The 14,249-nt window shown below is 70.2% G+C and carries 10 protein-coding genes; 7 read left to right on the forward strand and 3 right to left on the reverse strand.

Features of this window, described 5'->3' with window-relative positions; genetic code table 11:
- Window positions 1–32: 32 nt before the first annotated feature.
- The gene (locus ACPXBU_RS01730) at window positions 33–1,028 is read left to right on the forward strand and encodes a hypothetical protein (RefSeq protein ID WP_425755868.1); all 996 of its coding nucleotides are present in this window, start codon (window positions 33–35) and stop codon (window positions 1,026–1,028) included.
- 97 nt (window positions 1,029–1,125) lie between these two features.
- Here ACPXBU_RS01730 and ACPXBU_RS01735 read toward each other — a convergent pair whose 3' ends face one another.
- Window positions 1,126–1,554 (reverse strand): hypothetical protein, encoded by a 429-nt coding sequence (locus tag ACPXBU_RS01735; RefSeq protein WP_425755870.1) that lies wholly within the window; start codon window positions 1,552–1,554, stop codon window positions 1,126–1,128.
- A 290-nt stretch (window positions 1,555–1,844) separates the two neighbouring features.
- On the opposite strand from ACPXBU_RS01735, the gene ACPXBU_RS01740 reads away from it, so the two are divergent.
- From ACPXBU_RS01740 to trpA, 3 genes are all read left to right on the forward strand, one after another.
- Window positions 1,845–2,642 carry a GntR family transcriptional regulator gene (locus ACPXBU_RS01740; protein WP_425755872.1) on the forward strand — a complete coding sequence of 266 codons (798 nt, stop codon included), beginning with the start codon at window positions 1,845–1,847 and terminating at the stop codon, window positions 2,640–2,642.
- Window positions 2,643–2,773: 131 nt separating this feature from the next.
- Window positions 2,774–3,976, forward strand: coding sequence for a tryptophan synthase subunit beta (gene trpB, locus ACPXBU_RS01745; protein WP_425755874.1), 1,203 nt, complete (start codon window positions 2,774–2,776; stop codon window positions 3,974–3,976).
- Complete coding sequence (gene trpA / locus ACPXBU_RS01750) at window positions 3,973–4,758, forward strand: tryptophan synthase subunit alpha (protein WP_425755876.1); 786 nt, start codon at window positions 3,973–3,975, stop codon at window positions 4,756–4,758. The genes trpB and trpA overlap by 4 nt, the downstream gene beginning before the upstream one ends.
- A 59-nt stretch (window positions 4,759–4,817) precedes the next feature.
- Here the strand turns inward: trpA and ACPXBU_RS01755 are convergent, their stop codons facing one another.
- On the reverse strand, window positions 4,818–5,297 hold the full coding sequence (locus ACPXBU_RS01755) for a hypothetical protein (protein WP_425755878.1): 480 nt from the start codon (window positions 5,295–5,297) through the stop codon (window positions 4,818–4,820).
- 257 nt (window positions 5,298–5,554) lie between these two features.
- On the opposite strand from ACPXBU_RS01755, the gene ACPXBU_RS01760 reads away from it, so the two are divergent.
- The 3 genes from ACPXBU_RS01760 to ACPXBU_RS01770 all read left to right on the forward strand — a co-directional run bounded on the left by ACPXBU_RS01760 (window position 5,555) and on the right by ACPXBU_RS01770 (window position 10,558).
- Window positions 5,555–6,091, forward strand: a complete 537-nt coding sequence (locus ACPXBU_RS01760) for a hypothetical protein (RefSeq protein ID WP_425755880.1) — start codon at window positions 5,555–5,557, stop codon at window positions 6,089–6,091.
- A 21-nt stretch (window positions 6,092–6,112) separates the two neighbouring features.
- Window positions 6,113–7,180: a hypothetical protein gene (locus tag ACPXBU_RS01765; protein WP_425755882.1), complete on the forward strand. Its 1,068-nt coding sequence runs from the start codon at window positions 6,113–6,115 to the stop codon at window positions 7,178–7,180.
- Window positions 7,181–7,558: 378 nt separating this feature from the next.
- Window positions 7,559–10,558 carry a glycoside hydrolase family 95 protein gene (locus ACPXBU_RS01770; protein ID WP_425755884.1) on the forward strand — a complete coding sequence of 1,000 codons (3,000 nt, stop codon included), beginning with the start codon at window positions 7,559–7,561 and terminating at the stop codon, window positions 10,556–10,558.
- A 150-nt stretch (window positions 10,559–10,708) separates the two neighbouring features.
- Here the strand turns inward: ACPXBU_RS01770 and ACPXBU_RS01775 are convergent, their stop codons facing one another.
- A complete protein-coding gene (locus tag ACPXBU_RS01775) occupies window positions 10,709–14,173 on the reverse strand; it encodes an alpha-glucuronidase family glycosyl hydrolase (protein WP_425755886.1) in 3,465 nt (1,154 codons plus the stop codon).
- Between the last annotated feature and the right edge of the window lie 76 nt (window positions 14,174–14,249).

Consider the following 14,249-nt stretch of genomic DNA (forward strand, 5'->3'; position numbering starts at 1 on the left):
CGCAACAACACGGCTTTCCGGAAGGAACAGAAATGCGCAAGAGAATGATGACCCTCGCAGTGGCCCTCGCGGCGGCCGGCGTCAGCGTCGTGACGGTTGCGCCGTCGAGCGTCGCTCAGGCGGGTACCGCACGGGCAAGCGTCGTCGGGCCGTCGACCGCGCCGCTGCCCTCGCGGATCGCGGTCCACTTCGATCTGGCGACCGGACAGATGCCGGAGAACATCGCGATGGGCCCGGACGGCACGGCGTACGTCACCTTCGCGGCCGCCCGGCAGGTCGCCGCCGTCACCCCGTCCGGCGCGACGCGGATCCTGGCGACCCTGCCCGCCCCGGCCGACGGCGGTGTGAACACGCCGGTGCTCGGGTTCGCGCTGACCACCGGCATCGTCCGGATGGCCGACGGGACGCTCTACGTCCTCTATGCCAGCGGCGACGCCGCCACCACCGGCCTCTACCGGCTGCGTCCGGGCCGGGTTCCGCAGCGCGTCGCCGCCCTGCCGGCTGCCGGACTGCCCAACGGCCTGGCGTTCGACGCGGTGGCGAGCAGGTTCTACGTCACCGACTCGGTGCTGGGCACGATCTCGACAGTCCCCCTGCGGGGCGGCCGCGCCGAGGTGTGGTCCTCGGCGTCGGAGCTCGCCTCGACGGGTTTCCTCGGCGCCAACGGCATCAAGGTACGCCCCGACGCGATCTGGGCGACGAACCTCGACCAGGGAACGTTGCTGCGCATCCCGCTGCGGCACAGCCGTCCCGGACCCGTCCGGGTGGTGGCGACCGGCCTCGTCGGCATCGACGACTTCGCCTTCGTGGGCGCCGGTGACCACCAGGTCGTCGCCGCGCTCAACGGGCCGAACACGCTCGTGAGCATCGACGCCGCGGGCCGTTCCCGAACGCTGATGAGCGGTGCCGACGGATTGCAGAATCCGACCTCGGTGGCCGTCCGGGGCCGCACCCTCTACGTGCTCAGTGCCGCGTACACCACGGGCGCCGACCCCAACCTGGCGCTGGCCACCCTGCCGCGCCGCTGACCCGTCACCTTTCAGGAGATCCCCCGGTACTGAACACGCGGGTTTCCCGCCGCCGTCGTACGACGGCGGCGGGCGCTCGTGCGTCGGGGCTTTCCCGTCATCGGGCCGGGTTGGTGGTCGCGGTGCGCCAGGCCAGCCAGCCGCGGCAGAGCACGTAGGCCGCGGCGACGACGGCGACCAGCCCGATGTCGATGAAGGCCGACAGGCGTGCCTCGGCAACGTCGCCGATCGCCAGGCCGAACACCACGAGGGCGGTCTTACCGGCGAGCAGGATCTCCCAGACGCCCGCCGACTGGCGCGGCCTGATCGCGAGCAGGGCGAAGAGCCCGGCGAAGATGGCGAAGCTGGAGACTCGCCAGCCTTCGATGAACAGGCGGTCGTCGGGCGCGTCGAGGGTCAGCAGGACGCCGTTGACGAACGCCCCGAGGGTGGCGAGGGCGGCGACGGCCGCGAGTCCACGACCGATGCGGTCGGCGGAGCGGGCGGGGGCGGTGGTGTCGGTGCGCAAGGCGGTCGCGGTGGTCATGAGTTCCCCATCTCTGCGATACGAATTGAACTTACACTCGTTAACTTACGCGCTTAGCTAACGGTTGTAAAGTGATGGGCCGTGGCAAGTCGAGGGGGCTGCGGGTGCGACCGCGCTCCATCCCTGCTCGGCGGGCAGGTCGGCCACCCGGCGAACCGCCCGCACGGTGCGACCCGTGCGTAGGCGGCGCCGGGCCTCGGCCATACGCTGGCACCCGGAAGAGGAGGGTGGCGCGCCGCACGCGTCAGGCGGCGCGGCCCGCTCCGTTGCGACTCAGGGCTGGGTAGTGCATGCGCGTCATTCCGGGCAGGACTCCGAAGTACATGGTCATCCGCGACGACCTGATCAAGCGGATCAGCAGGGGGGAGTTCGCCCCCGGTGACGCGCTGCCCGGCCAGCGACACCTGAGCGAGCAGTACGGCGTCAGCCTCATGACGCTGCGGCAGGCCCTGGACGAGCTGTGCGACCGGGGAGTGGTGGATCAGCTTCCCGGTAAGGGCACCTACGTCCGGGCGATGCCGGTCCCGTACTCGATGGGCAACCTGCGCAGCCTCGCCGACGACCTGCGGGCGCACGGCATCGAGGTGCTGACCCGGGTGCTGGCCCGCGACGTCGTCGCGGTGCCCGACGAACTCGCCGCGCGGTTGGGGATCGCCGTGGGCGACAGGGTGCTCACGCTGGAGCGGGTCCGGGTCGTCCGGGGCGCTCCGCTGATCCATCAGGTGTCCTATGTTCCGCAGCCCTTCGGCGACCTGCTCCAGGGTGTCGACTTCGAGAAGAACGAGCTGTACGCCGTGCTCGCCGAGCGGGCCGGCGCGGCGGCCGTGCAGGCCGAGGAGACGATCTCGCCGGTGCTCATGCCCGAACGCATCGGTGATCTGCTCGGACTGCCCGAAGGCGTGCCGGCGATGCGCAGCGAGCGGATCACCCGCGACGCCGACCGGCGCACGCTTGTCGTCGACGTCGCCATCCTCGCGGGAGACAGCGTCGTGATCAGGAACATTCGCGAGGTCGGCGGCAATCAGATCAGCTACGCGGTCGGTGATGGCACCGGGCTGGCCGGGGCCACCGGCCCCGGACCGGGCTGACGGGTGGGGTGGCGGGAGCCGCCGCACGCCCGTCTCAACTGTTCTAGAACTATTTACCGACAGATCTAGAACACTGGTCGGTCGCCCTGCTATAAAGACCTCATCGTTCTAGAACTGTGAGGGGATGTGCCGTGGATCAGCTCCTACGCTCCGCCCGCCCAGCAGCCCAGGTCGACCCCCGTCGACCCTCGGGGCTCGGCAGGTTCGGTGACTACGGCGGACGCTTCGTGCCGGAGTCGCTCGTTCCGGCCTGTGTCGAGGTCGAGCGGGCCTTCACCGAGGCCTGGGCGGATCCGCTGTTCCGCGGCGAGTTGAACCACCTGCTCTCCGTCTACGTCGGCCGGCCGACGCCGCTGACACCCGCGCTGCGCCTCTCCGCGGAGCTGGGCGTCAACCTGCTGCTCAAGCGGGAGGACCTCACCCACACCGGCTCCCACAAGATCAACAATGTGTTGGGGCAGGCGCTGCTGGCCCGGCGGATGGGCAAGCGGCGACTGATCGCCGAGACCGGCGCGGGACAGCACGGCGTGGCAACCGCCACCGCCGGTGCCCTGTTCGGCATGCCCACGACCGTCCTGATGGGCACGAAGGACATCGAACGGCAGCAGCTCAACGTCTTCCGGATGAAGATGCTGGGCGCCGAGGTGGTGCCCGTGACATCCGGCAGCCGCACCCTCAAGGACTCCTGCAGCGAGGCCCTGCGCCACTGGGTCACCTCCGTCGACGACACCTACTACTGCTTCGGCTCGACGATGGGCCCACACCCGTACCCCTGGATGGTCCGCCAGTTCCAGCGGGTGATCGGTGACGAGGCCCGCGCGCAGTGCGCGGCCGACCTCGTCACCAGCACCCCCGACTACGTCGTGGCCTGCGTCGGCGGCGGGTCCAATGCGGCCGGCACGTTCGCCGGCTTCATCGACACGCCGGCCCGGCTGGTCGGTGTCGAGGCGGCCGGTGGCGCCGCGGTCAGCGCCGGCACCCCCGGCGTGTTGCACGGCTTCCGCTCCCTGGTGCTCCAGGACGAGCACGGGCAGATCAGTGAGGCCCACTCGATCGCCGCCGGTCTGGACTACCCGGGCGTGGGGCCGGAGCACGCGTACCTGGCCGAGTCGGGTCGCGCCACCTACGTGACGGTGGACGACGCCGAGGTACTCGCCGCCACCCACCGGCTGGCCCGTGCGGAGGGCATCCTCTGTGCGCTGGAATCCGCCCACGCGGTCGCCTGGGTGATCCGTGCCGCCGGTGACGGCACGATCCCCCCGGGTGCGACGGTGCTGCTCACCCTCTCCGGGCGGGGTGACAAGGACATGGCGACCCTGATGGAGCTGTCGTGAACGCACTGGAGATCCGGGCCCGCGCCGCCAAGGCCGCCGGCCGCAAGCTGCTCGTGCCGTACGTGACGGGCGGTGTCACCGACAACTGGACCGACCTGTTGCGGGCCGCCGTGGACGCGGGCGCCGACGCCATCGAGGTTGGCCTCCCGTTCTCCGACCCCATCCTGGACGGACCCGTCGTGCAGGAGTCGTCGCACCGGGCCCTGCTCCGGGGCGTCACCACCCGGCAGATCCTCGACGAGGTCACCCGGCTCGCACTGCCCGTGCCGTTGATCGCGTTCACCTACGCCAACCTGGTCCTGCACGGCGGGGCCGGGGGGTTCTGCGCGGCGCTCGCCGACGCCGGGGTGGACGGTCTGATCGTGCCGGACCTGCCGGTCGACGAGATGGAGCCGGTCTCCACGGCGGCGGCGGGCAGCATGCTCGACCTCGCGCTGCTCGCCTCCCCGGCGACCGTGCCGCAGCGCCTTGACGAGATCGCCACGCGCAGCCGGGGCTTCGTCTACGCGGTGAGCGTCATGGCGACCACCGGCGAGCAGTCCACGTTGGGCCAGGCCGGCGAGCGGTTGGTGACATCGCTGCGACAGGTCACGGATCTGCCCGTGGTCCTCGGCTTCGGGATCTCCGGTCCGCAGCAGGCGGCCGAGGCCGTCGGTTACGCCGACGGGGTCGCGGTGGGCTCGGCGCTCATGCGTCGCGTGCTCGACGGGGCCTCGGCGGCGGAACTTGGTGATTTCCTGGCGCAGCTTCGGACGGCGCTGGACGCGACCGCCAACGGCTGACCACTGCGGTGGAGCGACTCACCGGGTCCGACGGCAGCGGTGCCGTCGGACCCGGCCGCTCAGCGGTCGTGACAGCCGACCTCGTCGCCGATCTCCGCCGGGATGCCGAACGGGCTGCACTCGAGAGCGCTGCCCTCGCCCAGCTTCCGCCAGGTGCCGCCGGAATACTCGAACACCATCACGCCGTCGCCCTGCATCCCGGGGTCGACGGCGCGAATACCCGCGGTGGCCCACCGGCGGGCGCACTTGATGTGGTCGGGGTTGATCCGGTGGGTGCTGCTGTTCAGCCCGGACGCCCGCTGCAGGGTCGCGGCGCCGACGGGACAGGCGGCCTCGGCGGTGGTGGTCGGCGTCGCGGCCACCGCGCTGCGGGTCGGCGACGCGACGGTGGTCGGCGCCGCAGGGGAGGCGGACGTGGCGCTGGGTACGGGTGACGTCGTGCTGTCGCCGGCTACCGGAGTGGCCGGGGCCGTGGTGCAGGCCGCCAGGCCTGCCAGCAGGGTGACGGGTACGAGGGCGCGGAGCGCGGTGCGGGTCATCGTTCCTCCGGATCAGCAGGGATGGCGGTTTCGCGCTACACGCGGTGGAGTCGACTGTGGTTGCAGTCGATCTGACCTGCTGCGCGTTGCTTGCTCGTGACGATCCGCATACCGCTGGTCCCCTTACTCTTAAGCTTCTTTGAAGTCCCGTGGCTCAGCGTGGTGGCCGGCCGGCCGGCTTACTACCCTCGTCCCGTCTGGATCATCCCTGCTCCGCGAGCGGGGCTGAACGTCCTTCGAGGAAAGTTGCCACCCGCATGAGGCTGTCTCGCCGTACCCTGCTCGGCACCGCGATGGCCAGCACCGCGGCCACCGTCGCCGGGGTCTCCTTCGACGGCTCCGCCGCTGTCGCGGTGAGCCCGCCCGGCGACGTCGTCGGAAAGGTCACCGTCGGGTACCAGGGATGGTTCACCGGGGCCGGCGACGGGAGTCCGTTGACCGGGTGGTGGCACTACGGCCAGGACTGGCAGAAGACTCCCTCGCCGGTCAACGAGGCCCTCAAGTCGTGGCCGGACGTGCGCGACTACGACCGGGTGTACAAGACCGGATATCAGAACCTGGGCAACGGGCAGCCCGCCTCGCTCTTCTCGTCCTACGACCAGCAGACCGTGGACACCCACTTTCGCTGGATGCAGGAGAACGGGCTGGACACCGCCGCGCTGCAGCGCTTCAACCCGGTCGGCGGCGAGGGTCCGATCCGCGACGCCGTGACGGTCAAGGTGCGCAACGCGGCCGAGCAGTTCGGCCGCAAGTTCTACATCATGTACGACGTCAGCGGCTGGACCGACATGTAGCAGCAGATCAAGGACGACTGGGTGGGCAAGATGAGGGCCTACACGGCCTCCCCGGCGTACGCGAAGCAGAACGGCAAGCCGGTGGTCGGCATCTGGGGGTTCGGCTTCAACGACGCCAACCACCCGTGGAGCGCCGCGGTCTGCCTCGACGTCATCAACTGGTTCAAGGCGCAGGGCGTGTACGTCATGGGCGGCACGCCGACGCACTGGCGCAACGGCGACAGCGACTCGCGGCCCGGCTTCTCCGACGTCTACCACGCGTACCACATGATCTCGCCGTGGATGGTGGGCCGGATCGGCGACGTGGCCGGGTCGGACTGGTTCTACACCAACGTCACCCTCGCCGACGTGCGGGACTGCGTGGCGCACGGCATCGACTACCAGCCGTGCGTGCTGCCCGGCGATCTGCAGGAGCGGCAGCGCGCACACGGCGACTTCATGTGGCGGCAGTTCTACAACGTGATCCGGGCGGGCGCGCCGGCGATCTACGTCTCGATGTTCGACGAGTACAACGAGGGCAACCAGATCGCCAAGACGGCCGAGAGCGCGGCGTTCGTCCCGGCCGGTTCGACGTTCCTGCCGTTGGACGAGGACGGCACGGCGTGCTCGGCGGACTACTACCTGCGGCTCACCGGTGACGGTGGCCGGATGCTCAAGGGTGCGATCACGTTGACCGCCACCCGGCCGACGGCACCGGTGATCGGCTCGACCCCGACCCCGCCCACCGCCGTCGGCGTCAGGTCCCGCGCCAACGGCCGCTTCGTGGGTGGTTCGCCGTTGGTCGCCTCGCTGCCGTCGGGGTCGGAGACGTTCACCGTGGTCGACGCCGGTGGCGGTCTCGTGGCCCTGCGGTCCACCAGGACCGGGAAGTACGTCTGTGCGCAGCAGGCCGGCGCGGCGGCCCTGGTGGCCGACCGGGACGTGATCGGCGGCTGGGAGACGTTCACGCGGGTGGCGAATCCGGACGGCAGTGTCAGTTTCCGCAGCAGTGCGAACGGCAGGTACGTCTGCGCGGAGAACGCCGGCGCGGACCCGCTGATCGCGAACCGCACGGCGGTCGGCCCGTGGGAGTCCTTCGACCTCGTCTGATCGACACCAGGCGCCGGGCATCCGAGGCCGGAGACCCCGCGCCGATTTCGCCTGCTCGCCGCCGTACATCTGATGTATGTGTCGCCGGAGCGGCGTCCGCCGGCATCGTGCCGGCGCTCGGCGTCGCCGGGTCCGCTGCCATCGTGACGATCATCCATGATGGCAGGGCCCGGTGGTGCGGATTGTACCCGTCGATCGATCGTTGCCTATTGCGTGGCGCCGGAGTAACCTTCGCGAAACACATCAGATGTCTGGCTGACTCGGGCCCGGCGCTGGCCTGCTCCACAAGGGCCTGGTCGATCCGGGAAGCGGACCCATCTCGGTTACCACAGTTGTCACGCATCGGGGTGGCCGGATCGGTCACCGTTTGGAGGATCGATGTCAGACCTGACCCGACGCCAAGCCCTCAAGATAGGTGCGGCCGGCGCGGGCGGTGCCCTCCTGCCGCTGCCCTGGACGGCCGTCGCCAACGCGGACTCGGTGGCGCCGCCGCAGGTGCTGGCCGCCGGTGACCTCGCGCTCTGGTACGACGAAGGGGCCGGCACCGACTGGCTGCGGGCGTTGCCGATCGGCAACGGCCGGCTCGGCGCCATGGTCTTCGGCAACGTCGACACGGAACGCCTCCAGCTCAACGAGGACACCGTCTGGGCCGGTGGGCCCCACGACCCCAGCAACCCCCGAGGCGCGGGAGCGCTGGCCGAGATCCGACGGCTGGTCAACGCGAACCAGTGGACCCAGGCCCAGGATCTGATCAACCAGACCATGATGGGGAACCCCGGCGGCCAGCTGGCCTACCAGACCGTCGGCAACCTCCGGCTCGCCTTCGGCTCCGCCAGCGGAGCGTCCCAGCACACCCGGACGCTCGACCTCACCACCGCCACCGCCACCACGACCTACGTGCTGAACGGCGTTCGACACCAGCGGGAGGTGTTCGCCAGCGCGCCGGACCAGGTCATCGCGATCCGGCTGACCGCCGACCGGACCGGCTCGATCAGCTTCACCGCCACCTTCGACAGCCCGCAGCGCACCACGGTGTCCAGCCCGGACGGCACCACCATCGGCCTCGACGGCGTCTCCGGAAACATGGAGGGCGTCACCGGTGCGGTCCGCTTCCTCGCCCTGGCCAACGCCACCGTCAGCGGCGGCAGCGTGTCCAGCTCCGGCGGCACCCTGCGGGTGACGAACGCCAACAGCGTGACCCTGCTGGTCTCCATCGGCTCCAGCTACGTCAACTACCGCAACGTCGGCGGCGACTACCAGGGCATCGCCCGGCAGCGCCTCACCGCCGCGCGGGCCAGCAGCTACGACCAGCTGCGCAGCCGGCACGTGGCCGACTACCAGGCGCTGTTCGGCCGGGTCACCCTGGACCTGGGCCGCACCTCCGCGGCCGACCAGACGACAGACGTCCGGATCGCCCAGCACAACAGCGTCAACGACCCGCAGTTCTCGGCGCTGCTGTTCCAGTTCGGGCGGTACCTGCTGATCTCGTCCTCGCGGCCCGGCACGCAGCCGGCAAACCTCCAGGGCATCTGGAACGACTCCCTGGCCCCGTCCTGGGACTCGAAGTACACGATCAACGCCAACCTGCCGATGAACTACTGGCCGGCCAACACCACAAACCTCGCCGAGTGCCACAACCCGGTCTTCGACCTGGTCCGTGACCTCGCCGTCACCGGAGCGCGCACCGCCCAGGTGCAGTACGGCGCCGCCAGTGGCTGGGTCACCCACCACAACACCGACGCGTGGCGGGCCACCGCGGTGGTGGACGGCGCGTTCTGGGGCATGTGGCAGACCGGTGGCGCCTGGCTGTCCACGCTGATCTGGGACCACTACCTGTTCAACGGTGACATCGAGTTCCTGCGGACGAACTACCCGGCCATGAAGGGCGCCGCGCAGTTCTTCCTCAACACCCTGGTGACCGAACCGACCCTCGGCTACCTGGTGACCAACCCGTCGAACTCGCCGGAGCTCAGCCACCACGCGAACGCCAGCGTCTGCGCCGGCCCCACGATGGACAACCAGATCCTGCGGGACCTGTTCGACGCCTGCGCCCGCGCGAGCGAGATCCTCGACGTGGACAGCACCTTCCGGGCCCAGGTACGCGCCACCCGGGACCGCCTCCCACCGATGAAGGTCGGCTCGCGCGGCAACATCATGGAGTGGCTCTACGACTGGGTGGAGACCGAGCCCAACCACCGGCACATCTCGCACCTGTACGGTCTGGCCCCCAGCAACCAGATCACCAAGCGCGGCACCCCACAGTTGTTCGAGGCGGCCCGGCGGACCCTGGCGCTGCGCGGCGACGACGGCACGGGCTGGTCGCTGGCCTGGAAAATCAACTTCTGGGCTCGGATGGAGGAGGGTAAGCGGGCCCACGACCTGATCCGTTACCTCGCCACCACCGCACGGCTCGCGCCCAACATGTTCGACCTGCACCCGCCGTTCCAGATCGACGGCAACTTCGGCGCCACCGCCGGCATCGCCGAGATGCTGTTGCAGAGCCACACGGGCGAGCTGCACGTCCTGCCCGCGCTGCCGCCGGCCTGGCCGAGTGGACGGGTGGCCGGCCTGCGGGGTCGGGGCGGGCACACGGTCGACGTCACCTGGAGCAGCGGTCAGGCCACCGAGATCCTCGTCCGACCGGACCGCGCCGGCACGGTCCGCCTGCGCGCCCGGATCCTCACCGGCACCGTCACCGTGGTCGACACCGCCGACGGTACGGCGGCCCGGGTCACCCGGATCGAGTCCGACCTGATCGAGGTCACCGTGCAGGCCGGGCGCACCTACCGGGTCACCAGCACGGGCGTCGCCCTACCGACGCTGGAGCAGAGCTTCAGCAACGTCGGCATCAGCAGCGACAGCAACACAAACGTCGCGAACATCGACGGTGGCGGGGCGTCGTTCTCGGCGCAGGCCCTGGCCGCCGCCGGTGCCAGCCCGGGCGGCACGGTGAGCCGCAACGGCGTCAACTTCCGGTGGCCCAGCGTCAGCTCGGGCGCCGCCGACAACGCCATCGCCTCGGGCCAGACGATAAGCGTGACCGGCACGGGCCGGACCCTCGGCTTCCTCCTGGCCGGCACCTACGGCGCCCCGTCGGGCACGGGCACGGTGGTCTACGCCGACGGCACCCGCCAGACGTTCACGCTGAGCACGCCGGACTGGTACGGCGGGCCGAGCTCCGCGGGGACCGCGGCCATCGTGTCGGCGTACCAGAACCGGCCCAACAACCAGCGGCAGAACACCGCGGCCTGCGTCTACTACGTGGGTGTCGCGTTGCAGAGCAAGGCGGTCGCCTCGGTCGTGCTGCCCAACATCAGCGCCCGGCCGGCGACGAACGTGTCGACGATGCACATCTTCGCCATCGCCATCGGGGGCTGACGGCGACAGATCCCGCTCGGGGGAGCGAGACCGGGCCCGTCCCCACTGGGGACGGGCCCGGTCGCGGCTTTCGGTGCCGCGGTGGCTCCCGCACGTCGCGCCACACGCCGGCCGGGTCCGGCGTGTCACCGGACCCGGCCGACGGTCGGATTAGCGGATGCGCTCGCCTCGGCTCTCGACCCGGAAGTAGTCGAAGGCGACGTCGAGGTCGGTGGAGGTGCCGGCCCGGTTGAAGGCCACCAGCCCGGCCTTCGTCGTCTCGACGTTCAACGTCGTGGAGCCGATGTAGCGGTAGACGCTCCCGTCGCGTGAGTAGTAGGCGCGGTAGCTGTCGCCGATCTTGGTGAGTCGGAGCCAGATGGCACCGTCGGCCCCGACGATCCGCTGGGCGTCCGCGCCGGTGATCTCCACGGTCGACGTCGCGCCGTTCTGCTCGCGCAGCAGGACGAGCCGGACCTTGTTGACGGCCGCGGTCGCGCTGCCCATCTCCCAGGCGAGCTTCACGTAGTTGTCGTCGTCGGCGTACCCGATGACACCGCCCTGTTCGTTGTTGGCGGCCAGCGGGCGGGAGAAGTCGACCCTGGACTCGGCCGTCCAGTCACCGTCGACGTCCTGCAGGGCCAGGTTCTTCGCGGTGTTGGTGGCGCCCTGCAGGTCACCCTGCTGTGCGGTGATGACGAGCGACCCGTCGGCCAGACGCCAGCGGCTGTCGTCCGGTCGTACCCACTGCCACTGCGCGCCGAGGGCGGCCGAGCCGAACTCGTCGCTGCCCGTGCTCGTGGTGTTGAGGTCCACCGTGTAGACCGACGTCGCCGCGCCGTTCGTGACGGTGACCCGGGCCTGCCCGGTGGCGCTGTTCGCCTGTTCGACCGCGACGGTGGCGGCGGGATCGGCGGCCTCGGCGGTGACCGTCGGCACGGCCGTGGTGCCGGCCGGCAGGAGGGCGTTGTAGTGCAGCGTCGTCGGCGCGAAGGAGGTCAGCGGCTGACCGCCGACGCGCAGGCTCGTCAGCGTCGTGTCGGGCACCAGGTTGAAGACGTAGTTCTTCACCAGCGGGCCGAAGAAGCTCTCCGTCGTGACCTTGACGACCGCCTGCCCGGGAACGCTCACCGCCTGGGACACGATCTGGTAGCGCGCCTTGGGATCGGCCGTCCGCACCTTGGTGATGGTGGGGGAGCCCCCGGCGCGAACCGGGATGGTGTACGAGGCGTCGGACAGGTTGAAGCCGCCGAACGTCTTCCCGTTCACGACGATCTTCGCCGAGAGGGGCGCGTCGTCGACCGGGATGTCCCGCCCGCTGAACTCCTTCCAGTAGTTCACCGACGTGTCCCGCCAGTCGGCGGCGTCCGTCTCGTGGACGGCCAGCTTGGCGCGTACCTCCGCGAACCGCCGTGCGTCGATGTCGGCCTGGAGCGTCTCCCAGGTCTCCCGCATCCAGGTCACGTACTGCACGCCCATCTGGTAGCGGTAGACCAGCTCGTCCCAGAACGGCCGACCGCTGTCCATCCGATGGCCCCACGGCACGTGGTGGAACCACATCAGCAGGTTCTCCGGGACCGAGTCGATGTCTCCGTAGCGCCGCTGGAGCCGGGGGAAGTACTGGGCGGCGAGGTTGCTGCCGGTGGGGGAGCGGTCGTAGCCGAGGCCGACGCTGTCGGCCTGGTTGTAGTAGACCGGGCTCCAGTCGTCGCGGCCCGCCCAGTCGGCCGGGTCGGGACGGTAGTGCGCGCCCTCGGCGAACTGGTGGCCGATGCCCAGCGGCGTCTGGTAGCTCACCAGCGCCTCCCACGACCCCATCATCATCGTGCGGATGGTGTCGACGACACGCCTGTCGTTGCCCCAGGTCATCCGGACCCAGTCGGTCGCGATGTCCGCCGAGTCGAGCGTCCAGTCCCACGCCTGACGGCCGAAGGCGAAGAGGTTGGCCTGGGCGAAGTGGTGCCCGGTCAGGTTGTCGGCGTTGCCGAGGTTGGCGACACCCACGATGGCGGTGTCCGGATGGTGCTGGGCGCTCCCGTCGACGATGTCGCCGACCAGGCGCTTCTTGAGCAGCTTCCCGTTCGCGTCGGTCGCGTACGTGTCGGTCTTGAGGATCTCCTCGTACATGGGGCCGAGGTAGGTGAGCATCCAGTTCTGGCCCGTGTACTCCTGCGTGATCTGGAGTTCCAGGGCCTGGTTGGTGTTCTCCATCCGGCCGAACATCGGGTGGATGGGCTCCCGCGCCTGGAAGTCCAGCGGCCCGTTCTTGGTCTGCAGGAACATGTTGTCGGCGAAGCGGCCTCTGCTGCCGTCCGGCTGGACCTCGTCGTCGATCGGCCCGAACTCCAGGTAGGCCCGCTTGAGCCGGTCGTTGTCGACCTCGGCGTTGTAGACGAACGTCCGCCAGTGGACCGTCATCCCGAGGGGCGCGACGGCCGCGCCGATGGCGTTGGCGCCGTCGCCGTGGTCGTACCCGAAGTCCTGCGGGCCGGGCTGGCCCTCCGAGTTGGCCTTCACGGTGAAGCCCATGAAGTCCGGGATGGCGGCCTGGATCTGCTGCGCCCGGCGCTGCCACCAGCCCCGGAAGTCGGTGCCGTACGGGTCGAGTTGGCTGTTGGTGAGCGTGTCCGGTGCGAACCGGGTGTCCGTGGGGGCGGTGTAGCGGATCGACAGGCCCAGCTTGATGCCGTACGGACGCAGCGCGTCGGCGAGGGCCGCCTCCTGCGCGATCCGGGCGCTGGTCAGGTACGCGTTGTCGGCGTTGACGTTGTTGATGGTGATGCCGTTGATGCCCAGCGACGCCAACGCGCGTGCCACGACGACGTAGCGGTCGAGGATGACGGGCAGGTTCTTGTCGGCACTCGCCCCGGTCGCCGCGAAGTTGAAGATCGCCCCGCTCTCACCGTTCAACCCGCCCAGTCCGGAGGCGTTGTTGCCGGCGTAGAGGCGCTCGGTCTCCCAGTTGTTCAGCAGTCGATGCTTGATCTTCGGGGACTCCGCGACCCGGAGGTGGCCGATGGGTTTCTGGGTCTGCATCAGCCGCAGGAACGCGTAGGTCCCGTAGAGCGCGCCGAGGTCGGTGTTGCCGGCGATGACGGTGAACCGTGACTTCCCGCTGGTCACCGAACGGACGAGATAACCCTCGTCGCCGACCTTGGCCAGGTCCCGCGCCGGGACGGCACGGCTCACCAACGGCGAACTCGTCGGCGTGCCGACGACCACCGCACCGTCCGGCACGCGGTGACCGTCGACCGTCGTCACGGGGGTCGGTTGGCCGAGCAGCCCGCCCAGCCCGCGCACCAGCTCGTCCCGGGCCGCGCCGAGCGTGCTCTCGGCCAGCTTCTCACCGGACCCGGGTGCCATGGCGAGATCCGGCGTGTGCCGGTGGACCTTCGTGGCGTCGGCGTTCTCGACCACGATCCCGGTGACCGTACGGCGGTAGTCCCGCAGCAGCTTCGGGTCGCTGACCGGCAGGTACCGTAGCCACAGGTCGGAGCCGCTGTAGTCGTCGGGTGAGGGGGCGGCGGTGACGGGTGTCGTGGCGACCGTGAGGGTGGCCGCGACCGTGGCGAGCACCGTGCCCAGCACGATGAGGGTCCGCCGTAGCCTGGGCGTCGAGCCTCGGATCATCGCCATCTCCTCGTTCGTACACTCGGGACGCCGTGCGGCCCGGCGTGCGAGCACGACGACGTCAGCAGATGGATACACGTCG

Source organism: Micromonospora sp. DT231, assembly GCF_049847025.1.
Lineage (GTDB): Bacteria > Actinomycetota > Actinomycetes > Mycobacteriales > Micromonosporaceae > Micromonospora.